We start from the raw sequence: 21527 nt of genomic DNA on the forward strand, positions 1-21527 counted from the left end.
AAGGGTTTAGCGAGTAATTTGAGTAGGTTTTGGGGCTTTTAAAAAGGAATATTTTTGAAATTTTCTTGTGTCTGCAAAATCCTATATTCTGCCTTCTAGCTTCTACCTTCGGCATAAGCTTTTATAAAGCGATCGTCAAATAATGTGCTGATATCGGGTTGGGTTTTGGCTAAATTGACATCGACGAGGAATTTCGTCATTTCTGCCGCGGCAAACTGCAATGATGTCATGTCATTTCCCGGTTGAAAGGCTTTCAAGTTTTCCTCAACCGTAAATATCTTAGTGCCGTTTTCATATTCTTTGTATTCTTCAACGCTAACTCCGGCGCGGTTGGCGAGAATCTCGTAAGATTTCTCTTTATTTGATTTCATGTATTCCAATGTTGCAAACCATGAATTGACCAGGGCTTGCACTCGATCTGGGTGTTCGCCGATAAACTTTCGCGTGAATACCAAATGGTCGGAAATCGCCCCCGGAAAATCTTTTGAACTAAACAGTTCCTTGCTGTTCGGTCGTTTTAATGCTTGCGTGGTAAACGGCGCAAATACTGCCACCGCATCGACTTGTCCTCCGACGAAAGCCGCCGCCGCTTTGCCAGTTTCCAGCGGTACAAATTGAATATCTTGCACTGATAAACCTGCTTTTCTCAGCCCTAACAGCAATAAAAAGTGATCGACTGTACCTTCCTCTGCTGCAACTTTTTTACCTTTTAAATCTGCAACCGAATTGATGCCTTCGGCGACAATCACTTTGTCATTGCCCGTCGAGTTGTCGTTGACTAAAACAATTACTTGGTCGGCGCCGCCTGATATAGAGTTTACGGTATCGCCGAGGGTTTGGCTGTTAGCATTTATCTGTCCTGCTGTGAGGGTGCTGATGGATTCTAAGTAGCCGTCAAACCATTTTAAGTCTACAGCAACATTGTTGGCTTCAAATATCTTTTGTTCTTTGGCAATTTGCCACGGAAACCAGCCGGGCCACGCGCTGAATCCGAGGCTAACTGCATCAGAACTTACTGAAGAAGCTGCTTCGCTTTCAGTCGTGGTTTTGATATAAATTGCCGGATTGACGCAGCCGACTGCGAAAAACAAGGTGATGAAAAATAGGGCGCAGTAGGATAAGGGCGATCGCGTTATTTTGGGGGAGCAATATCGGATATTCATAGCATATTCTCGTTGCTGGTTAGATGTGAATATGTCGATCGAGCTTTTGCACCTTCTTCGGCTTCGTTAGCTTCCGCAAACCCCCCTGATATATAAGGATAAAGCCCGAGAGCTAACGAACCGAGTCTTGATGACCGATCGCGTTTCTCCCGGGCTTTTATCCCGCCGTGTAACTGGCTAGTGTTTCCCTAAAATTAATAAAATATTGGGATGACCAGTCTGCTTCTCTCGGACCAGCACTTGAACTTTCTAAGCTGATTTAGAAACTGATTCAAATCGGAACCCTAGAAGCGGTTAAATTTTTCGTTTTTTGTCTGTATAAGTCCTGTTTGCAACCCAAGGAGTTATTCGAGACTGTTGGTAACAGCAATGCACTTAGCTTTTTGAAAGGTAAGCATACTGTAGCGTGCAATCTTACTAGATTACTCTGTTTCAAACCGTAACAGCAAACTTGATGCGAAAATGTGTAAAATGTTACAAAAAACCGTTTTTCTCGGATTTGTTAAATTAAAATTTTGGGAATATTAAACCGGGCGATGAGGCGGGGTGATTGGAAATGGCGAAGTTTCCCTGCACAAAAAGACGAAACCCGCAAGGCTAGGGTTGAAGATTTCTTGAGAAATACTTCGAGCGCTCGCTAACTGGATGCGAGTACGATCGACAATGCGGTAAACTAATTTTCTATTTGTAATAACTGAGATGTTCCACCATTCTCAATAAGCCTTTTATGGGCGGGTTCTCCTGCCCACCCCACAAGAAGAAAGAAATACACTCTTTGTGAAACAGGCATCTTGCCTGTTCTTGAGAATGGTACTCTTCGGTGAGTAATAACGCTCGCCAAACACAGCCTGTGAAGTCAAATCTTCAATCGAAAATCTAAAATCTAAAATCGACTGACGGTGCATAATGGAAAAAGTTAACTACAGTCAGAGTCTCGACATTCATACGCTGCTCGATCGCTACCGCACCGGCTCGATCGCGCCTGCAGATGCGATCGCCAGCGTGTACGATCGGATCGAACGCTATGCAGATCCGGCAGTATGGATTTATTTAGCACCGCTGGCGGAAACCCTCGAACGCGCCAAAGCCTTGGAAAACCTAGACCCGCAACAATTGCCGCTCTACGGAATACCTTTTGCGATCAAAGATAATCTCGATTGGGCGGGCGTTCCGACTACGGCGGGATGTCCTGCGTTTGCTCGCACTCCAGCGCGATCGTCCGCAGTCGTAGAGCGCCTGTGCGCGGCAGGTGCGATCGCGATCGGCAAAACAAACATGGATCAGTTTGCCACAGGATTAGTGGGAACCCGCACGCCTTATGGAGTTTGTCGCAATCCGTTCGATCGGCGCTACATCCCGGGCGGATCGAGTTCCGGTTCCGCAGCAGCAGTCTCGGCCGGATTGGTGAGTTTTGCTCTGGGTACCGATACCGCAGGATCGGGGCGGGTTCCCGCTGCTTTTACCAACATTGTCGGGCTGAAGCCAAGTTGCGGATCGATCGCCACTCGCGGCCTGCTGCCGGCAGTGCGATCGCTCGACAGCGTTTCTGTGTTCGCTCTCACCTGTGCGGATGCGGCCTCCGTGCTGCAAGTAGCCAGCGGTTTTGACGCTGAGGATGCGTTTTCTCGCCACCCTGAAACGAAAGTTTTGCCTGATTTATCCCGCTTGCGGGTGGGAGTTCCCGTCCAAGGCGAACTCGAATTTTTCGGGAATGCAGAAGCCGAACAGCGCTACCGAGAGGCTCTCGCGCGCTTGCAATCATTGGGCTGCACGATCGCACCTATTGACTTCAAACCCTTTGCAGATGCTGCCGAACTGCTCTACGGCGGGCCTTGGGTAGCAGAAAGGTTGGCCGCGATCGGCGATTTCCTCGACGCGCACCCAGAGGATATCGATCCAGTCGTCTACGAAATTATCAGCGGCGGCAAACGCTACGATGCCGTCTCTGCCTACCGCGCGTCGTACCGGTTGGCAGAGCTCCGCCAACAGGCAGAAATTCAGTGGCAGTCAATGGATGTGTTGGCGGTACCCACCGCTGGTACGATTTATACTGTCGCAGAAGTTGCAGCCGAGCCGATCGCGCTCAACACCAATCTCGGGCGCTACACGAACTTTGCGAACTTGCTCGATTTGTGCGCGATCGCAGTTCCCAGCGGGTTTCAAAGCAGCGGATTGCCCGCAGGATTGACACTGATGGCTCCTGCGTGGCACGATTTATCGCTCTGCCGCCTGGGATCTGCTTTCCACGCTAGCTTGGGGGGAACTTTGGGCGCAACCGGCCTGCCGCTGCCAACCCTCCCGGAACCCGCCATCGCAGCCAAATCTTCCTCAGAAGAACGAGTCAAAATAGCCGTGGTTGGCGCTCATTTGAGCGGTGAGCCGCTGAATTATCAACTAATCGAGGGGGGAGGCGTTTTGGTTCGCGCCTGCCGTACCAGCCCGATTTACAAGCTGTACGCTTTGACGGGTACTGCTCTGGGCAAGCCGGGATTGGTGCGTCAGATAGAGGGCGGTAGCGCGATCGAGGTGGAAGTTTGGGAGTTGTCGATCGCGGCTTTCGGCGGATTTGTCGCTAAAATTCCCCCGCCGCTGGGAATTGGTACGCTGGTGTTGGAGGACGGCTCCACGGTGCAGGGCTTTTTGTGCGAATCTTATGCTGTGGCGGGTGCGATCGATATTTCTGATCTCGGCGGTTGGCGAGCTTATAACTTCCGGTTTTAAGCTAAGTTAGAATGGCAAATTTCTACCCATCTTCAGAATCATGCCATCATCAGTGCCAATTCGACCAATTCCCCCAGTCACAACCCCAACCCCCACCGGCGGCGGTACCAGTCCCGGAGGGACACCTGGCGGCACTCGCGGCACCAGCGGCCCCGACTCCCTCAGAGGTAGTGCGGGCGCTAACTTGATATTTGGTTTGGGTGGCCCTGACAGCATTTTGGGCTTAGGCGCAGACGATAGCCTCTACGGCGGCGACGGCGATGACTCACTGCTGGGCGACATTGGCAATGATTTGCTGTTCGGCGGTGCCGGCCGCGACAGCGTTTTGGGCGGCGCCGGCGGCGATACTTTCTACGGTGGCAAAGGTTCTGACTCCATGCTGGGCGACGATGGCAATGATTTGCTGTTTGGCAACCAAGACACCGATACTTTGTTGGGAGGCGCGGGCGATGACACGCTTTTTGGGGGTGCCGGCGATGACTCGCTGTTTGGTGGCATCGGCAATGACTGTTTATCGGGCGATCGCGGCCGAGATACTTTAACTGGTGGCACCGGAAATGATACTTTTGCGATCGGGCGTTTGGCAGACGGGGATGTGATTACAGACTTTACTGATGGCATCGATCAAATTCGCTTGACTGCCGGCCTCACCTTTGGCGAACTCACCATTTCCGCTGGGACAGGAACTTCGCCGAGTACAATTATTCAGCTTACAAACACCAAGGAAACTCTCGCTACTTTATTCGGAGTTGCCCGCGGTTCTATCAGTCAGGCAGACTTTATTCTTTAATTGGGTATTGGGGAATTGCGAATTGCGAATTGGGAATTAATAATTGGGCTGGCGGGTACTTTGTAGTTTTAAGTTTTCAATGTTGAACTTTTTAACTCAAAGCCGCTTTCGCGTTGTGAGTAACGTAAGCTTTAGCGTTCCCAAATAAAGCAATCTCAAAACTTTTCATCTTCCCTCTTCCATCTTCCATCTTCCCTCTTCCTGACATCTGTTATATCCGTTACATCCGTTACAAAATCCGTTGCCGAACTTCCTAATGACTACTGACGGTTTTCTCAATCTCAACAAACCTGCCGGCATGACATCTCACGACTGCGTGGGGCGAGTGCGCCGGCTATTGAAACTCAAGCGAGTCGGACACGGAGGAACCCTCGATCCTGCTGTGACTGGCGTTTTGCCGATCGCCCTGGGCAAAGCAACCAGACTGCTGCAATATCTCCAACACAATAAAGCTTACCGAGGCACAATTCGGTTTGGCTTAACTACTGCTACTGACGATTTAGAAGGAGAAATTATCCATTCTCGACCGGTGCCAGAGTTGAGTTTGGAAAAAGTGCAAGCTGCACTGCCAAAATTTATAGGAAAAATCGAGCAATTTCCACCTAGTTTTAGTGCAGTTCAGGTGGGAGGAAAACGCCTTTATGAGTTAGCTAGAAAAGGCGAAACTGTGGAAGTTGCTGCTAGAAATGTTGAGGTTTTCCGGCTGGAAATATTGGATTGGCGGCCGGGGGATTTTCCTGAATTGGATTTGTCGATCGCCTGCGGGGCGGGTACTTACATTCGGGCGATCGCGCGGGATTTGGGCGCGGTGTTGAATGCAGGCGGTACTTTGGCTTGTTTGACTCGCACCGAAAGTAGCGGTTTTTCGATCGAGGAAAGCCTCAGTTTTGAACAATTGGAACTGCTATTGCAGGAAAATAAATTCTCCCCAATTTTGCCATCAGCGGTTTTGGGACATTTAGGGGCGATCGTCCTTTCCCCTGAATATACCAAACGCTGGTTTCAAGGACAGCGCCTGCCGATTCCCGAAACGCCGATCGGGGGAGAGGAGGACAGTAGGAACAATCCCCCCGACAACCCAATACCCCAACCTCCCTATCCCTTGCAGGTGTACGATCGAGACGGTAATTTTTTAGGTATCGGTCAAGTAGCAAACTCAGAGACAAGTACCATATTATCTCCTCAAATTGTGCTGTAGCTATCTAAAATAAAAATGAAAATAGGTATAATTGGTACAGGAAAAATTGGCATAACTCTAACCGCTGGGAATGCTCTCGATGCACCTAGCTTACAGCGGTACGGGACGAGATTAGCCTATTAATCTAATCAATCGCTGAGGTAAAAATTGTGAAAATATTGCTGATCGGATTAATCCGAGGCTACAAAATGGGGATTTCTCCTTACCTGCCTAACGCCTGTAGATTTCAGCCAACTTGTTCGCAATACGCGATCGAAGCAATAGAAAGATTTGGGCCCGCCCGCGGCGGTTCGATGGCAGTTAAGCGGATTTTGCGCTGTCATCCTTTTCATCCAGGGGGTTACGATCCAGTACCTCCCCAAGATAGCGAGGGCAATTAGTTATTAGTTAGAAGCCGAATTTTAGTTATTAGTTAATAGGGCAAATAGGCGTAGCATCCTACTGGCTAAAACTACCGAGGGGAATCACTCCCTGATGGGGTTAAATTCGCATAATTAGTGGTTTTTATTAACCCAAATTCAGTAATATCACTGTTATCTTTCAAAACTCAGCAGCTATATAATGGTACAAACAGAGTACAGGGGATGCGAGTTGATATGTCTGCTACCGCAATCGGATACAAAATGTTGTCCCATACTCTGGCTGTACTCAGCCAGAAACAAGCAACGGGGAAACTGCTGTTAGAGCAAGGGGAACAACAGTGGCAGCTTTACTTTTTTCAGGGTAGTTTGGTTTATGCCACGGGAGGAGCGCACAGATCGAGGCGCTGGTACAGGGCGATCGGGCAACACTGTCGAAACTTTCATGTGGACCTCAGAGACCTCGATGCTGGAGAACTGTGGGAATATCAACTGCTTCAGCGAGGGATAGCAGCCAGCGAAATGAGTCTGGAACAAGCTAGGGCGATCGTCCAGACCAGCCTTTCGGAAGTGTTATTTGCTCTGATCGGTCAATCGGGTTTGCGCCGGGAGTGGCGTCCGTCCCAGAAATATTTTTCTACAATTACCTCTTCTTTGCTGCTGTCTTTAACAGAAGTAGAGAAAGTTCTGTGTTGTACAGAAGAAATTTGGCAGAAGTGGAAAGCAATGGGTTTGTGGCTGGTAGATCCAGAACAAGCACCGCTTTTAAAACCGTCGGCTCAGTTGCAGCAAAATCGATTTAGTTCTAATTCTTTGATCGCTTTGGGTAACGTATTCAACGGCGAGAATACTCTTTGGGATATAGCATTTAAGAAAAAGCAGTGCGTGACAGTGGCAACTCGCGCTTTAGTTAATTACATCAAGCAGGGTTTAGTAAATTTCCGAACAGTACCAGACTTGCCGTCGCCTATAGAACAGTGGCGCCTGGCCGCAGCTATTGCAGGGCCGGGTCGCCCTTTGATTGCCTGTATCGATGACAGTCCGACAGTATGCGAATTTTTAGAGCAAATTTTGTTGCCGGAGGGATATCGAGTCCTAAAAATTCAAGACCCAATGCAGGGAGTGGGTATCCTTGCCAAACAAAAGCCTGCTTTAATTTTTATGGACGTGGTGATGCCGAAGACAAGCGGCTTTGCTTTGTGCAATTTTTTGCGGAAGACACCGGCTTTTCGGGAAACTCCGATCGTGTTTTTGACCGGTCAAGACGGTATAATTGACCGCACGCGAGCGAAATTGACAGGTGCTTCGGATTTTTTGAGCAAGCCAGCCAATCGCGAACAGGTTTTGCAAATAGCTGACAAGTATTTGAAGGTAAAAGGCGATCGCTACCCTTTGGCAATTCGCCCCCATGATTTACTGAACTCGCACCAACTTTCCTTGGCAAATTCTTGACCCCAAATTAATGAACACAAGAAGCCCTTACTGGGTGCGTCAGTTCCTGACGCACCCTAAGCTCATTGTAAAATAGAGACGCAATCGAATTTAAGATAATTAATTATGAGTAATGTTACGATCGATCGCACCCCGCAGGTGAGCGTAGTAATTCCGGCTTACAACTGCGCTGCTTACGTCGGCCAAGCCGTAGATAGCGTTCTGCACCAAACCTATACTAACTGGGAAATTATTGTCGTAGACGACGGCTCCAGAGACGATACCAAATTCGTTTTAGATAAATATGGCGATCGAATTCGCTACATTTACCAACAAAATCAAGGAGTTTCGATTGCCAGAAATCACGGCATAAAGCTATCGCGAGGAGAATTCATCGCCTTTCTCGATGCTGACGACTACTTTTTCCCCGACAAATTAGCAGCACAAATGGCTGTATTTGCAGCGAAACCAAATCTAGGAATAGTTCACAGCGGCTGGCGTCTAGTTAATAGTATAGGCGAACCGCTAAAAGATGTCAAACCCTGGCAAAATGTACCTAAATTAGACTTAGAAATGTGGCTGCGGTGGAAACCAGTATTACCCAGCGCGATGGTATTTCGCCGTCAGTGGTTAGAGCGCGCCGGCGGATTTGATCCTCGATTTCCCCCGGCGGAAGATACAGATTTAGTGCTGCGTTTAGCCTTAATGGGATGCGAAGCAGAGTGGTTGCAGCAAGTAACTGTTTGCTACCGCCAGCACGAACAAAGCGCCATGTACAAAGGTTTACCGCAGGCTAGATCCCTCGCGGCAGTCATGGACAATTTTTTTTCCCGCCCCGAATTGCCGGATAAAATACGATTGTTGGAAAAGCAAATTAAGTACAGTACCTTAGTTTGGATTGCTTGGTATTTGTACCGCACCGGTCATTCTGTTGAGATGGTAGAGTTTTTGCAGCGTTCTTGGAATTATACGCCTTATTTGCCGGTGGAAACAGTAATTAATTGGGCGGAAGCTTTCGCCGAGTTTTCGCAGGATGCGGGAAATGAATTTGATGCAGATTTATTAGCTCAATCTGCCGAGTGGCAGCAGTTAATGCAGTGGATTATTCTCGGTACGCCAGCTTGATTGAAAGCTTTTCCATTGCACTCATATCGTTTACGGTTGCATAGGAATTATTTAACCGCAGAGAGCGCAGAGGACACAGAGGAAGAAAAGAGAGGCTTTTCGCATTTCTGGCCATGTAAAACCTGCATAAACTTTATTAGGCTTCAGTTTGAGTTTCTGCTTCAGTAAAAATTGGCGGCCATAGTTCAGCAATTGGCAATTCCCAACCAGGGAAAAGTTCGGGGACAGTCAAAATATCTTCATTTCCCAACACAATCTGTTCACCTTCCTGACGATAAACTGTTACAGTTTCTTCATCTGGATCGATCAAAATTCCTACTTGCGCTCCGAGTTCTAGGAAATTATGAATCTTTTTTTCTAGCGGTTTAATGCGATCGCTCTGTGATTTAATTTCTACTACCAAGTCTGGGACTAATTCTCCGAAATAACGGGGACTTTGCCTGAGACGTGCGGCGCGGACAAAAGAAACATCAGGTGCTGTAAGGTTAGCATCAGGTAAAATAAAGCCGCCTGCGGAGTCAAAAACTCGACCCAAACGGCGGGGATAAACCCAATTGGCGAGCAGCCAACTGAAAATTACACCTATTTCGCTAGATACAATATCTGACGGGCCCACAATGATAATTCTCCCGCTTTCTAGTTCAACTTGGTAGTCTTGACCGGCTTCTTTGAAGGTTTTTTGGACTTTTTCTAAGTCTTTGAGTGTCATCATACGATTTTAGATTTTAAATTTTAGATTTTAGAGTGAATAATTATCTGCAACTGACGCAGCCTATATCATATTGGTTATTTATGAATTTGTAAGGTGAGTCAATCGAGTTTAGATTTTAGATTTTAGATTGAATAATTATCTGCAACTGACGCACCCTACAGGTTGGTTATTCCTTAGCAGAAAAGGAGTTGCCGCAGCTACAGCTTTGAGCGGCATTTGGATTGTGAAATCGGAAACCTCCGCCCATCAAGTCTTCTGAATAATCCAAGGTGAGTTCATTGAGATATTTTAAGTGCTGGGGGTCGATCGCAACGGAAATTCCCTCGGACTCGCATACAGCGTCTTCTGGGGCTGGCGCATCGTCAAATGCCATTGTATAAGACAAACCGGAGCAGCCGCTCGATTCCACGCCCAGACGAAATAAAGCATTGGGGTTCGGATGCTTCGACTTGAGGCGCGTTACTTCTGTTGCTGCTGTTTTGCTCAGATGAATCATTATGAGTAATTGCTAATTGGTAATTGGGAAGTAATGTTGAGTTTTGAAAATGTAGAATGTGCCTAGGCGTCTACCTTACCCGGAGAATGTAAAGTGCGCCCGGCCGCGCACCTTACCCCTATATTTTTAGCAACGTGAGTTACTTAGCCTTTTCATTACGAGCATAATCGTCTTGAAAGCGGATAATATCATCTTCTCCGAGATATTCGCCATTCTGCACCTCAATTAAAACCAGGGGGATAACTCCCGGATTTTCCAGGCGGTGAGAAGTGCACTGAGGAACGTAGGTAGACTGATTTGTAAACAGAACTTGTTCAGTTTCGCCACAAGTAACTTTTGCAGTACCTGAAACCACAATCCAGTGTTCGCTGCGGTGGTGGTGCATTTGCAGGCTGAGGCGGTGTCCAGACTTAACTTCGATCCGCTTAATTTTATATCCTGGGCCTTCTTCTAGAGTCGTAAATGAGCCCCAAGGCCGCAATTCTGTAGCGGCTATTGCGTTGGGTGCTGCAGGTGCGTGCAGGGTAGATACTTGAGAAATTTCTTGAATCTGAACCATGATTTTCACTCCTTGAGGATTGCTTGCTGAATCCTTTGGTAAACGACGTTGTTTTTTGAGATTAACTAATCTATAGTTAAAATCGAAGCCCACCTGCGGGGACTGGTTAGCCGACTGTAGAGTTTTGCAAGAGTTGTGCTCAGCCCGATCGACTTGCCTTAACAACCATAGCAAAACCAACATAGGTGTTGTCACCTGTTATTAGATCGATCGCCCCAATCTACATCAAATCTTCATAGAAAGGGCGCTGGTTCTTGAATATTGATTAAAGGTGAATCCTAATCCAGCTCTTGAGACTGCTGCTGCAAAACTCCTAGCATCTGGTTAGAGACCCTCTGGGATGAAACCTGGTTGAATAGTTAGACTTGAATAAGTTTGGCTAAGTTCTGTGAAGCAGTGATAAGTAAAGCGAACGTCGTAGAGTTTTTTCAATTCTGCAACCAGCGTGGGAGAAAGCGGACGAAAGCTATCCAACCAGGCTTTGAGTCGATCGACTTTTTGCAATTTTTCAGAAAGGTTCAGCGCGGATGAGAAGGCAAAATGCTGGTGGAGGATGTCACCCAGACGCTGAGGATACAGTCGCACTAACCACGCCATAAAGTTATTATAGGGTTGATGGGCGATCGAGGATTGAGCGGTTGAAAAAAACTGCATAGGGAATCGGTATATTTGTCGGGAGATTATGGCGACTCGACTTTTGTGGCTAATGCTAATACTTCTCTAAGGTCGATTATAATCTGCTGGGGTAGTTGTTGAGCACTCAGCTTGTTTTCACTGTGGTGGACGAATTACCCGAATCAATTTACCTGTGAGATTTTCGACAGTAGAAATAGCTTCATTAATCAGTGTAGCTTGTCTCTCAATATTCAAATCTTCTTTGCAAATAATGATACCTTTATGATCGGATTGCAAACGGTGTAGGTGTCTAAAATCATCCCAATTGCGCGTCAAAACAGCTCGATTGTGGTTAATAGCAAAAGCTAACACATCTTCATCAGGAATCCCCAGTCCAGCATTTCCAGCTTCCTGCACTGTCAAAACATCGTGACCACAAATTCGCAGTAATTCCACGATTACCAGTGGAAAATTTTCATCTGCATAAAGACGCACCATTTGTTAATCTTCCTCATTTCTAGCGATGGCTGCTTCAATTTCCTCTGGGTGTGCCTCAGCATAAGCCCAAGCATTTGCCAAATCTGCTGCACTCAAATGAGGAAAGTCTTGCAAAATTCGCACATCACTTGCACCCAGAAGGCGATAATTTACCATCGACCAAATAGGTATGCGAGTCTTCGCAATTCTAGCATCGCCGCCACACACGCCGGGAGTTTTTTCAATTCCTTGCCAGGTATTGCTTAAACTTTGAGCTAATAGCTGTATTGCCTGAGTTTTTTCACTGGGAGTTAAGGCTAAGAGTTGTTTTTCTAATTCTTTCAGTGTCATTTTTTACAATCTCAATCATTATTACTAATCTCTCTCTTCTCTTCTCTTCCTCTGCGCTCTCTGCGCTCTCTGCGGTTAAAAAAAAATCCCAATATCAATTTATCATCTAATTACCAACAAGCTGTCTTTCAGCCTCTTCCAGCAAGCCGATAACTTGCTCTTTAGTCAGAGTTGGAAATCCATCCAAAAAATCATCAATTGATTCTCCTGCTTTCAGATAATCCAGAAGTGTTTGTACTGGAACTCTAGTAAAAGCAAAGACTGGGGTGCCACCCATAATCTCAGGAGACGCGCTAATAATTGAAGAGTATTTAAGCATAAATCTTTAACCTCCGGGTTCCATAGTTAATTTATCGGCTTTAACTATTTTTTTCCTCGGATCGAATAAGCTTCGATTTTTTGGTGCATCTACCCAATTGAGTAGATACACATATAATACATGATACTAGAGCGATCGGCATCCCACCATGTACTCTAGATCAACATCTTTTCGGCACTTTGACAGGAGCATCAAAATGAACAGTAACGGACTGCCACAAAAGCAAGGTCTGTACGATCCGCAGTTCGAGCACGACGCTTGCGGAGTCGGATTCATCGTACACATGAAAGGTAACAAATCCCACGAAATTGTCGAGCAGGCACTGACAATCCTCTTGAACCTCGACCACCGGGGCGCGTGCGGCTGCGAACCCAACACCGGAGACGGGGCGGGGATTTTGATGCAGGTACCCCACAAGTTTCTGAAGAAAGTAACGGCGGCCCTAAACATCGAACTTCCCGAAGCCGGCGAGTACGGCGTTGGCGCGATTTACTCGTCGCCAAATCGAACTGAACGCGAAAACGGCCAACGCATTTTTGAGCAAATCGCGGCAGAAGAAGGCCAGGAAGTGCTGGGCTGGCGCGATGTGCCCACCGACAACTCGTCCCTCGGCGACACCGCCAAATCTAGCGAACCCTTCATGCAGCAAGTGTTCCTCCGGCGCGCCGCAGGTATTGATGAGGCGGCTTTCGAGCGGAAACTGTACGTCATCCGCAAACGGGCTCACAACGCCATCCGCAGGACTAACACAGACCCCTACTGGTACAATTCCACACTCTCGTGCCGGACGATCGTCTACAAGGGTATGTTAATGCCGGTGCAAGTCGGCGATTACTATCCCGAACTGCACGACCCCGACATGGAAAGCGCTCTAGCCCTGGTCCACTCGCGCTTCAGCACCAATACTTTTCCGAGTTGGGAACGATCGCACCCTTACCGCTACATCGCTCACAACGGCGAAATTAACACGATGCGCGGCAACATTAACTGGATGCACGCGCGGCAATCGCTGTTCGAGTCGGAACTATTCGGCGATGACTTAAAGAAAATCCCCAATTTAATCAATATCGAAGGCAGCGACTCGACGATTTTTGACAATGCTTTGGAATTGCTGAATTTGGCCGGGCGTTCTTTGCCGCACGCTGTAATGATGATGATTCCGGAACCTTGGACAGCCCACGAGTCCATGAGTGACGAGAAAAAAGCTTTCTACGAATACCATTCTTGCTTGATGGAACCTTGGGACGGCCCGGCTTCGATCGCCTTTACCGATGGTACTTCGATCGGGGCCGTGCTCGATCGCAACGGTTTGCGCCCTTCCCGTTACTGCGTTACCAAAGATGACTTGGTAATTATGGCATCGGAAGCCGGAGTTTTGCCGATCGCCCCAGAACGAATTGTATCAAAAGGTCGCTTGCAACCGGGGCGGATGTTCCTGGTAAATACCGAGGAAGGCCGCATCGTCTCTGACGAGGAAATTAAAACCAAAATCGCCACAGAACACCCGTACCGCCAGTGGATCGACCAGCACATGGTCGAAATCGCCAAACTGAAAGATGCCCCTGCAGTAGCAGAATCTCATCCCGAAACATTATTGCAGCGGCAAATGGCTTTTGGCTACACCTTTGAAGAACTGCGGTTGCTGTTAGCACCGATGGCGAAAGATGGCGTGGAAGCTGTCGGCGCGATGGGTGCAGATACGCCGCTGGCGGTGCTTTCCAATCGGCCAAAACTGCTTTATGAATACTTCCAGCAGTTGTTTGCTCAAGTTACCAATCCGCCGATCGATTCTATCCGCGAAGAAATTGTAACTTCTGCCGAAACTACGATCGGCGCTGAACGCAATTTGCTCAAACCGGAACCGGAAAGCTGTCATTTGATTGAACTGAAAACGCCAATTCTCAGCAATGAAGAATTAGCTAAGCTCCAACACGTAAATGAGGGCAATTTCAAGTCCGTCACCGTGCCGATTTTGTTTGACCCCAAAAGCGGAGTAAAAGGTCTTGAACAAGCCTTAGAAGAGGTTTTTGCAGCAGCAGACAGCGCGATCGCCTCCGGGGTGAATATCCTCATTTTGAGCGATCGGGGTATCAGTCCCGACAAAGCCCCAATTCCAGCGCTGCTGGCAGTTGCGGGCCTGCACCACCACTTGATCCGTAAAGGTACGCGCACGCGGGCGGGACTCGTGCTCGAATCCGGCGAACCGCGCGAAGTGCATCACTTTGCGACACTTATTGGATACGGTTGCGGCGCGATTAATCCGTATTTGGCCTTTGAGACGATCGCCGATTCGATCCGCGAAGGATTGCTGCTAAATGTCGAGTACAAAACAGCTTGCAAAAACTACGTCAAAGCCGCAACTAAAGGCGTGACGAAAGTTGCCTCGAAAATTGGGATTTCGACAATTCAAAGTTACCGCGGCGCGCAGATTTTTGAGGCGATCGGCTTAAACAAATCCGTAGTCGATAAATACTTTGCTTGGACAGCCTCGCGGATTGAAGGGGTAGACCTCGAAGTCATCGCCCAAGAAGCAATTTTACGCCACAATCACGCATTCCCAGACCGCCCTTCCAGCGGACATACTCTCGATGTGGGCGGCGAATATCAGTGGCGGAAAGAAGGCGAGGCGCATTTGTTTAGTCCGCAGACAATTCACGCGCTGCAAAAGTCGGTGCGCGATGGCAGTTATACGCTTTTCAAACAGTATTCTGGGCTGGTAAACGAACAAAACCAGCAGCATTTTACCTTGCGCGGTTTGTTGCAATTCAAACAGCGGGAATCGATACCCATTGAGGAAGTTGAACCGATCGAATCTATTCTCAAACGCTTTAAAACTGGGGCGATGAGTTATGGTTCGATTTCCAAAGAAGCCCATGAATCGCTAGCAGTAGCGATGAACCGCATTGGTGGCAAATCGAACACCGGTGAAGGCGGGGAAGATCCCGATCGCTACACTTGGACGAACGATCGCGGCGACTCGAAAAACAGCGCGATCAAACAAGTTGCTTCCGGGCGTTTCGGCGTTACCAGCTTGTACCTTTCCCAAGCGCGGGAACTGCAAATCAAGATGGCGCAAGGCGCAAAACCCGGTGAAGGCGGACAGTTGCCTGGTAAAAAAGTATACCCGTGGATTGCCAAGGTGCGGAACTCGACTCCGGGTGTGGGATTGATTTCGCCTCCTCCTCACCACGACATTTATTCGATCGAAGATTTGGCCGAATTGATTCACGACTTGAAAAATTCCAACCGGGAAGCGCGGATTAGCGTCAAACTCGTGTCGGAAGTGGGAGTCGGGACGATCGCGGCCGGGGTTGCGAAAGCCCACGCCGATGTCGTGTTGATTTCCGGCTACGACGGCGGAACCGGCGCTTCGCCGCAAACTTCGATCAAACACGCCGGTTTACCTTGGGAATTGGGACTGGCGGAAACTCACCAAACTTTGGTACTCAACAATCTCCGCAGCCGGATTGTCGTGGAAACTGACGGTCAAATGAAAACCGGCCGCGATGTAGCAATTGCTGCCTTGCTTGGTGCTGAGGAATTCGGTTTTGCGACCGCGCCGCTGGTGACATTGGGCTGCATCATGATGCGCGTTTGCCACCAGAACACTTGCCCGGTGGGCGTGGCGACGCAAGACCCGCTGTTGCGGAAAAACTTTACCGGCGACCCCGATCACACGGTAAACTTTATGACCTTCGTCGCGCAGGAAGTCCGGGAAATTATGGCGCAGTTGGGCTTCCGCACGCTGAATGAAATGGTGGGGCGGACTGATGTTTTGGAACCTCAGCAAGCTGTGGAACACTGGAAGGCTAAGGGTTTGGATTTCTCGAAAATCCTTTATCAGCCGGAAGTTGGGCCGGAGGTGGGGCGCTACTGTCAGATGGCGCAGGATCACGGTTTAGAAAAGTCGATCGACATGACTGTGTTGTTGGATTTGTGCAAAGGTGCGATCGAAAACGGCGAAAAGGTGCACGCCAAACTGCCGATTACCAATGTCAACCGCGTTGTCGGCACGATTCTCGGCAACGAAATCACCAAACGCCACTGGGAAGGTTTGCCGGATGACACGGTGCACCTGCACTTCCAAGGCAGCGCTGGGCAAAGCTTTGGGGCATTCGTGCCCAAGGGTGTCACCCTGGAGCTCGAAGGCGAAGCTAACGACTATTTGGGCAAGGGGCTCAGCGGCGGCAAAATCATCTTGTATCCGTCGCCAGCTTCTACCTTTGTCGCGGAAGAAAACGTGATTGTCGGTAACGTAGTGCTTTACGGCGCGACATCCGGCGAGGTTTTCATCCGAGGGATAGCGGGCGAACGTTTTGGGGTGCGTAACTCCGGCGTGAATGCGGTAGTTGAAGGTGTGGGCGATCACGGTTGCGAGTACATGACAGGCGGCAAAGTTGTAGTTTTGGGCGAAACCGGGCGCAATTTTGCAGCGGGTATGAGTGGCGGCGTTGCTTACATTTTGGATGAAGCGGGGGATTTTGCTACTCGCTGCAATATGTCGATGGTGGATTTGGAAAAATTGGAGGATGTTGAGGAAATTAGCGATTTGCGGCAGTTAATTCAAACTCACGTCGATTTGACTGGAAGTGCGAAAGCATCGAAGGTTTTGGCTGCGTGGGATGAGATGGTGCCGGTGTTTGTGAAGGTGATGCCGAGGGATTACAAGCGGGTGTTGCAGGCTATTGAAAGGGCGATCGCATCGGGTTTAAGCGGTGATGATGCGCTGACGGCTGCTTTTGAAGAAAATGCTCGCGATGTCGCCCGAATTGGCGGCAGCTAGGGTTCTGCGGTAGAATTCTACTCATCTAGCAAGGGTCTTTCTTGTTTGTGTCGGAGTCTAGATCCCCCCTAACCCCCCTTAATAAGGGGGGGACAAGAAATCTTCTCAAAGTCCCCCTTCTTAAGAGGGATTTAGGGGGATCTAGACTTTGTATAAAAGCGATATTTATTGTGAGTTTCAGTCTTAAGTTGTCACCAATGGGCTCTGTTTGGGAACGAGTAACGAGCATGAAAGTAGGTAAACTATGAGTGCAGCAATATTAACAGCAAAACAGTACGTTGAAGAACAAGATGGTTGCTACCGCATCCTTGGGAAGCGCGTTTCTTTAGATTCAATTGTCTATGCTTTCCTGGCGGGACAATCCCCAGAAAGTATCGTTCAATCATTCCCCGTGCTGACGCTAGAAGAAGTTTATGGCGGGATTTCCTTCTACCTTGCTAACCGCACAGCCATTGATGCTTATTTATTCGAGGGAGAACAACTATTTGAAACCTTGAGACAGCAAGCAAGGGAAAGTAACTCCTTACTTTATCAAAAACTCTACAGCGATCGCACCAGCCAGTTATGAAGATTCGCTTTCAAGCAGATGCAGATTTGAACCAAGCGATTGTGACGGGTATTGTGAGACGCGAACCCACTCTTGATTTTCAAACATCAAACGTATCAAATTTAACTGGTTTGACTGATTTGGAAGTATTGAATTTTGTAGCCCAAGACGGTAGAGTTCTCGTTTCTCACGACAAAAGAACCATGCCAAGATACTTTGCTGAATTTGCAGCGACTCAAACCAGTTCGGGAGTGATTATTGTGTTGCAAAGTTTCCCAATAGGCGAAGCAATCAACCATCTAATCAAGATATGGCAAACATCTGAAGCCGAAGACTGGGTTAATCGTATTGCATACTTACCTCTATAAAGTATGCTAGGTCGCCATTGATAAATTTCAGATACAATTTAAGTAGTTTAATCATCCTCACCGAGATTTTGGTGACAAACCTGGTTTCTGAACCCCCATGCGCTCGCCTAAAATTATTAGATGATTAAGCAAAAATGAAGATTGTTGAACAGACTCAAACCCGTTTGCAACTAGAGGCTAAACCATTCACTGCTTGGTTTTTTGCATCGGCACAATTGATTGCTGGTCTTGCTTTTGCTTATGCCTATATAAGCACTATGCCTGACAGCAGCAACCAAGTAGCCCTAGCATCAATAGTTTTCCTCGGATTTAGTATATTGACTTTTATAAGAAGTAGTGTGGCTTCTATTATATTTGATAAGACAGTCAATCAACTTTTGTTAATTCGACGAGGTATTTTATGGAATAACCGACAAGAATTTCCGATTTCGGACATTTCAGCGGTTAGCTTAGTAGGATTTGGTGGACTAAATAGCGATAAATTTTGGGATATTGTAGTTAGTATTAGACAAGGAAGAAATACAGTTTCATTAGCAAACCCAAGTACAGACAAAGATAATTTGACAAGAATAACAGAAGTTATTAATGCTTTTTTGAATGACTAAAGTATGAGATGTGATTTAGCTGTACAATGCTCAAACTAGCTTGTTATAAAAATAACAAAAATATGAACTATCAACTTTATTCAGATGTCATCTTGCTGTGCAACCTTCCAGAAGAAGGACTTTATGCCGGCGATATCGGTACTGTTGTAGAACAGCATCACGTTGAAGGACTAGAAACAGGTTATAGCGTTGAGTTTTTCGATCTGTTGGGAAACACTATAGCAGTTGCGACGCTACCTGGAAGTTATTTGCAATCGCCCACAAGTGCAGACAGACCTACAGTTAGACTGGTTAATAGTTTTGCTGCGTAAGTAGAGGAAATAGTACAATGGATAAACTAACTGAGTATCCCAAACTAATCTAATTGAAGTCACCCCTAAATTGCTGTCAAGCCACCCGTTTGATATAATGTTGTTACTAGATTGTAGAATAGCAATAAAAAAAAGGAATAATTATGACCGTCGAACAAGCCATTTTGGAAAATGTGAAGGTCTTATCGCCAGACCAACAACAAGAAGTTTTAGCTTTCATCAAATTCTTGCAGTCCGATAAATGGGAACATATCTATAAAGGACGCTTCAAAGAACTGCAACAAGAAATTCGTCTGGGAATGGATGCGGCCGGACGGGGTGAAGTAATTGATGCTGAAGATATGTTTCGGAGTTTGCGCTTAAAGCTACAACAACGTCGCACGCAAGCAGATATATGAATCGGATTTGTAGATTTACAATTCCGGCAAGTCGGGACATAGAAAGCATTATGGACTATATTGCCGATCGCAGCGGTTTCGATGCAGCAGAAAGCTTCCTGGACAGAATTAACGATAAGTGTCAAACGCTCTCGCAGTTTCCGAGTATGGGACGGAATCGCGATGAGTTAATGGAAAATGTACGGAGTTTTCCGATCGATGATTACCTGATTTTCTACAGTCCGATCGAAGCAGGAATTGAAGTTCTGCGGGTTGTTAGCGGCTACCGAGATTTAGAAAATTTATTCTCTGAGTGAACTGTATCGAGTTTCTTATATTATGAAAGCGATTGAAACCACCGGAAAAATTGACGATCGAGGGATGCTTTGTATCGATCGACCCCTTGCTATTGTAAGCCACAGCCACGTTCGGATTATTGTTTTAGTGCCGGAAGACACTGACATCGATCCGGATGATGACCCCACTGAAACTGTCCTCGAAGGGCTTCAGCAAGGCTTCCATGAGGCAATTACCGGACAAACTCTCCCCTTGTCCCAACTGTGGGACGGCATTGATGACAATTGAGCGACAACCGATCCAAATTGAACTCACCCCCCGATTTCAACGAGACTTGCGAACTTTAGCCAAACGCTATCGCAACATTCGCAACGACATTCAGCCTGTAATCGAACAACTTCAAGCGGGGGAACTTCCGGGCGATCGCATTCCGGGAATGGAGTACGAAATTTTCAAAGTCAGAATTAAGAACAGCGACATTCAAAAAGGCAAAAGCGCCGGCTACCGTGCTATTTACAGCATATTCCACGCAAATAGAGTACACCTTAATCCCAAACACTTACCAAAATGGTTGACAAACCCTTGCAACCGTACTCCATAAACCTGGAAATTGCTGTATTACCTCAAAACTAGCGATTCGATCGTTTTGGTGACTATCTATTCTAAATCAGACCTATCAGACATCGCCGCCGAAACAGTTCGAGAAATTCTAGACCAATATGAGCAACAATTTCCCGAATCCGAAGAATTATGAATCAAGAATTTTTGAACTCGATCGAGTCCAAGTATCTACTTGAAAAACTAATATACGGCTAAGTTTAATTTCACCCACCTTGAGAGGCTAGAAACAGCTTAGAGCGTTGAGTTATTCGATTTGTTGGGCAACACTGTAGCAGTTGCGAGGCTACCTGGAAGTTATTTGCGATCGCCCACAAGTGCAGACATACCTACAGTCATGATATTGTCCGAAGGCGATCGCCCCTAAAATATTTACAAAACTAAATCTGGTATGCGATTTATATCTAGCTCTTAGAATAGATAAACCTGAGCGTTAAAATCGCAAATGTATGACAGCAAAAATACACCTCAGCAACTTGGGTAATTCCTTGGCTTTGCCAATACCGGACTACGGCGATCGCATCGGGTTTGAGCGGTGAGGATGCGCTGACGGCTACATTTGAAGAAAATGCTCGCGATGTGGCCTACAGTGGTGGCAGTTAGGGTGGTGCGGTAGAATTCTACTCATGTAGCAAGGGGCTTACAGCCCCTTGTCCTAGTTCCTACACACTATGCAATGGAATATCTAATTTTTAGAGAAGCCGCTCGAGAGGACATACAGGCGATAATCAATATTCACAATTCTAATGCGCGCGGTCAAAATACGTCGATCGAGCGCGGCTTTTTGCTAACACAAATTACTGAAGATGAGATTGTCAAAAGCTTAAATAATTCATGCAGATATTTTGTGTCAGCTAAAACCGATGGGGAAATTCTAGGATTTGTGGCTATATCACAACCCAAAATCTCTGAGGAAATGTTGGATAAAATTATCTGGAAAGATGAGGCTTTTAAGAAAAGAGTCACAAGCGATCGGCATTTTTATCTCGAAAGAGTAGCAACAAAGGTAGATTGGATGGGTAGAGGTGTTGCTCGATTTATGTATAAAGAAATTTATCAACTTTTTCCAAATTCATTTATTTCGCTGTTTATTGTTACCCAGCCAATAGCTAATACTCATTCCCTAATGTTTCACCAAAAACAGGAATTTGAACGGGAGCATCCCACTTTGGCAATCAGTATAAATACTCAGACAATTGTCTGGCTAAGTTGATGGCATAATAGAAAGCAAATAAATTACCATAATCCAAGTTCGCATGACCCCAGAAGAACAGCAGAAGATCAAAATAAATCTCCAAGAAATAG

24 protein-coding genes and 1 riboswitch are annotated in these 21527 nt (G+C 47.1%); of the genes, 16 read left to right on the forward strand and 8 right to left on the reverse strand.

Going from position 1 to position 21527, the window contains the following annotated elements; translation table 11 throughout:
• Positions 1 to 95 precede the first annotated feature (95 nt).
• The gene (locus QUA33_RS21015; protein ID WP_333150862.1) at positions 96 to 1163 is read right to left on the reverse strand and encodes an ABC transporter substrate-binding protein; all 1068 of its coding nucleotides are present in this window, start codon (positions 1161 to 1163) and stop codon (positions 96 to 98) included.
• 144 nt (positions 1164 to 1307) lie between these two features.
• Positions 1308 to 1462, reverse strand: a riboswitch (guanidine-I (ykkC/yxkD leader).
• A 607-nt stretch (positions 1463 to 2069) separates the two neighbouring features.
• On the opposite strand from QUA33_RS21015, the gene atzF reads away from it, so the two are divergent.
• From atzF to QUA33_RS21045, 6 genes are all read left to right on the forward strand, one after another.
• Positions 2070 to 3884 (forward strand): allophanate hydrolase, encoded by a 1815-nt coding sequence (gene atzF, locus QUA33_RS21020; protein WP_333150864.1) that lies wholly within the window; start codon positions 2070 to 2072, stop codon positions 3882 to 3884.
• A 40-nt stretch (positions 3885 to 3924) separates the two neighbouring features.
• Positions 3925 to 4674: a calcium-binding protein gene (locus QUA33_RS21025; protein ID WP_333150865.1), complete on the forward strand. Its 750-nt coding sequence runs from the start codon at positions 3925 to 3927 to the stop codon at positions 4672 to 4674.
• A gap of 256 nt (positions 4675 to 4930) precedes the next feature.
• Complete coding sequence (gene truB / locus QUA33_RS21030; RefSeq protein ID WP_333150867.1) at positions 4931 to 5872, forward strand: tRNA pseudouridine(55) synthase TruB; 942 nt, start codon at positions 4931 to 4933, stop codon at positions 5870 to 5872.
• Positions 5873 to 6021: 149 nt separating this feature from the next.
• Complete coding sequence (gene yidD, locus QUA33_RS21035; RefSeq protein ID WP_333100292.1) at positions 6022 to 6252, forward strand: membrane protein insertion efficiency factor YidD; 231 nt, start codon at positions 6022 to 6024, stop codon at positions 6250 to 6252.
• 216 nt (positions 6253 to 6468) lie between these two features.
• Complete coding sequence (locus tag QUA33_RS21040; RefSeq protein ID WP_333150869.1) at positions 6469 to 7683, forward strand: response regulator; 1215 nt, start codon at positions 6469 to 6471, stop codon at positions 7681 to 7683.
• Positions 7684 to 7788: 105 nt separating this feature from the next.
• Positions 7789 to 8787, forward strand: coding sequence for a glycosyltransferase (locus tag QUA33_RS21045; protein WP_333150872.1), 999 nt, complete (start codon positions 7789 to 7791; stop codon positions 8785 to 8787).
• Positions 8788 to 8923: 136 nt separating this feature from the next.
• Here QUA33_RS21045 and QUA33_RS21050 read toward each other — a convergent pair whose 3' ends face one another.
• The 7 genes from QUA33_RS21050 to QUA33_RS21080 form a co-directional block, all read right to left on the reverse strand.
• A complete protein-coding gene (locus QUA33_RS21050) occupies positions 8924 to 9496 on the reverse strand; it encodes a Uma2 family endonuclease (RefSeq protein ID WP_333150897.1) in 573 nt (190 codons plus the stop codon).
• A gap of 169 nt (positions 9497 to 9665) precedes the next feature.
• Positions 9666 to 9995: an iron-sulfur cluster assembly accessory protein gene (locus QUA33_RS21055; protein ID WP_333070615.1), complete on the reverse strand. Its 330-nt coding sequence runs from the start codon at positions 9993 to 9995 to the stop codon at positions 9666 to 9668.
• 139 nt (positions 9996 to 10134) lie between these two features.
• The gene (locus QUA33_RS21060) at positions 10135 to 10554 is read right to left on the reverse strand and encodes a cupin domain-containing protein (RefSeq protein ID WP_333075032.1); all 420 of its coding nucleotides are present in this window, start codon (positions 10552 to 10554) and stop codon (positions 10135 to 10137) included.
• A 324-nt stretch (positions 10555 to 10878) separates the two neighbouring features.
• Positions 10879 to 11208 (reverse strand): hypothetical protein, encoded by a 330-nt coding sequence (locus QUA33_RS21065; RefSeq protein ID WP_333150873.1) that lies wholly within the window; start codon positions 11206 to 11208, stop codon positions 10879 to 10881.
• Between the two features lie 117 nt (positions 11209 to 11325).
• Positions 11326 to 11667 carry a DUF5615 family PIN-like protein gene (locus tag QUA33_RS21070; protein WP_333150875.1) on the reverse strand — a complete coding sequence of 114 codons (342 nt, stop codon included), beginning with the start codon at positions 11665 to 11667 and terminating at the stop codon, positions 11326 to 11328.
• A 3-nt stretch (positions 11668 to 11670) separates the two neighbouring features.
• Positions 11671 to 11997 carry a DUF433 domain-containing protein gene (locus QUA33_RS21075; RefSeq protein ID WP_333146890.1) on the reverse strand — a complete coding sequence of 109 codons (327 nt, stop codon included), beginning with the start codon at positions 11995 to 11997 and terminating at the stop codon, positions 11671 to 11673.
• Positions 11998 to 12103: 106 nt separating this feature from the next.
• A complete protein-coding gene (locus QUA33_RS21080; RefSeq protein WP_333150877.1) occupies positions 12104 to 12316 on the reverse strand; it encodes a DUF433 domain-containing protein in 213 nt (70 codons plus the stop codon).
• Positions 12317 to 12512: 196 nt separating this feature from the next.
• Here QUA33_RS21080 and gltB point away from each other — a divergent pair, with 196 nt between their 5' ends.
• The 10 genes from gltB to QUA33_RS21130 all read left to right on the forward strand — a co-directional run bounded on the left by gltB (position 12513) and on the right by QUA33_RS21130 (position 21435).
• Entirely contained in the window at positions 12513 to 17099 is a 4587-nt protein-coding gene (gene gltB / locus QUA33_RS21085; protein ID WP_333150879.1) for a glutamate synthase large subunit, read from the forward strand.
• A 244-nt stretch (positions 17100 to 17343) separates the two neighbouring features.
• The gene (locus QUA33_RS21090) at positions 17344 to 17667 is read left to right on the forward strand and encodes a DUF433 domain-containing protein (protein ID WP_333150881.1); all 324 of its coding nucleotides are present in this window, start codon (positions 17344 to 17346) and stop codon (positions 17665 to 17667) included.
• A complete protein-coding gene (locus tag QUA33_RS21095; protein WP_333150883.1) occupies positions 17664 to 18014 on the forward strand; it encodes a DUF5615 family PIN-like protein in 351 nt (116 codons plus the stop codon). Before QUA33_RS21090 ends, QUA33_RS21095 begins: the two co-directional genes overlap by 4 nt.
• A gap of 134 nt (positions 18015 to 18148) precedes the next feature.
• Complete coding sequence (locus QUA33_RS21100; RefSeq protein ID WP_333150885.1) at positions 18149 to 18619, forward strand: hypothetical protein; 471 nt, start codon at positions 18149 to 18151, stop codon at positions 18617 to 18619.
• Positions 18620 to 18681: 62 nt separating this feature from the next.
• Positions 18682 to 18930, forward strand: a complete 249-nt coding sequence (locus QUA33_RS21105) for a DUF4926 domain-containing protein (RefSeq protein ID WP_333150887.1) — start codon at positions 18682 to 18684, stop codon at positions 18928 to 18930.
• 143 nt (positions 18931 to 19073) lie between these two features.
• A complete protein-coding gene (locus QUA33_RS21110; RefSeq protein WP_333150889.1) occupies positions 19074 to 19328 on the forward strand; it encodes a hypothetical protein in 255 nt (84 codons plus the stop codon).
• Complete coding sequence (locus tag QUA33_RS21115) at positions 19325 to 19624, forward strand: type II toxin-antitoxin system RelE/ParE family toxin (protein WP_333150891.1); 300 nt, start codon at positions 19325 to 19327, stop codon at positions 19622 to 19624. The genes QUA33_RS21110 and QUA33_RS21115 overlap by 4 nt, the downstream gene beginning before the upstream one ends.
• A 22-nt stretch (positions 19625 to 19646) precedes the next feature.
• On the forward strand, positions 19647 to 19892 hold the full coding sequence (locus QUA33_RS21120) for a type II toxin-antitoxin system RelN family antitoxin (RefSeq protein WP_190693299.1): 246 nt from the start codon (positions 19647 to 19649) through the stop codon (positions 19890 to 19892).
• Positions 19882 to 20205: a type II toxin-antitoxin system RelE/ParE family toxin gene (locus tag QUA33_RS21125; protein WP_333150894.1), complete on the forward strand. Its 324-nt coding sequence runs from the start codon at positions 19882 to 19884 to the stop codon at positions 20203 to 20205. Before QUA33_RS21120 ends, QUA33_RS21125 begins: the two co-directional genes overlap by 11 nt.
• Before the next feature lie 801 nt (positions 20206 to 21006).
• Entirely contained in the window at positions 21007 to 21435 is a 429-nt protein-coding gene (locus QUA33_RS21130) for a GNAT family N-acetyltransferase (protein WP_333150895.1), read from the forward strand.
• The last annotated feature ends 92 nt before the right edge of the window (positions 21436 to 21527 follow it).

Origin of the sequence: Microcoleus sp. Pol14D4, assembly GCF_036701245.1 — a bacterium.
Taxonomy (GTDB): Bacteria; Cyanobacteriota; Cyanobacteriia; order Cyanobacteriales; family Microcoleaceae; genus Microcoleus.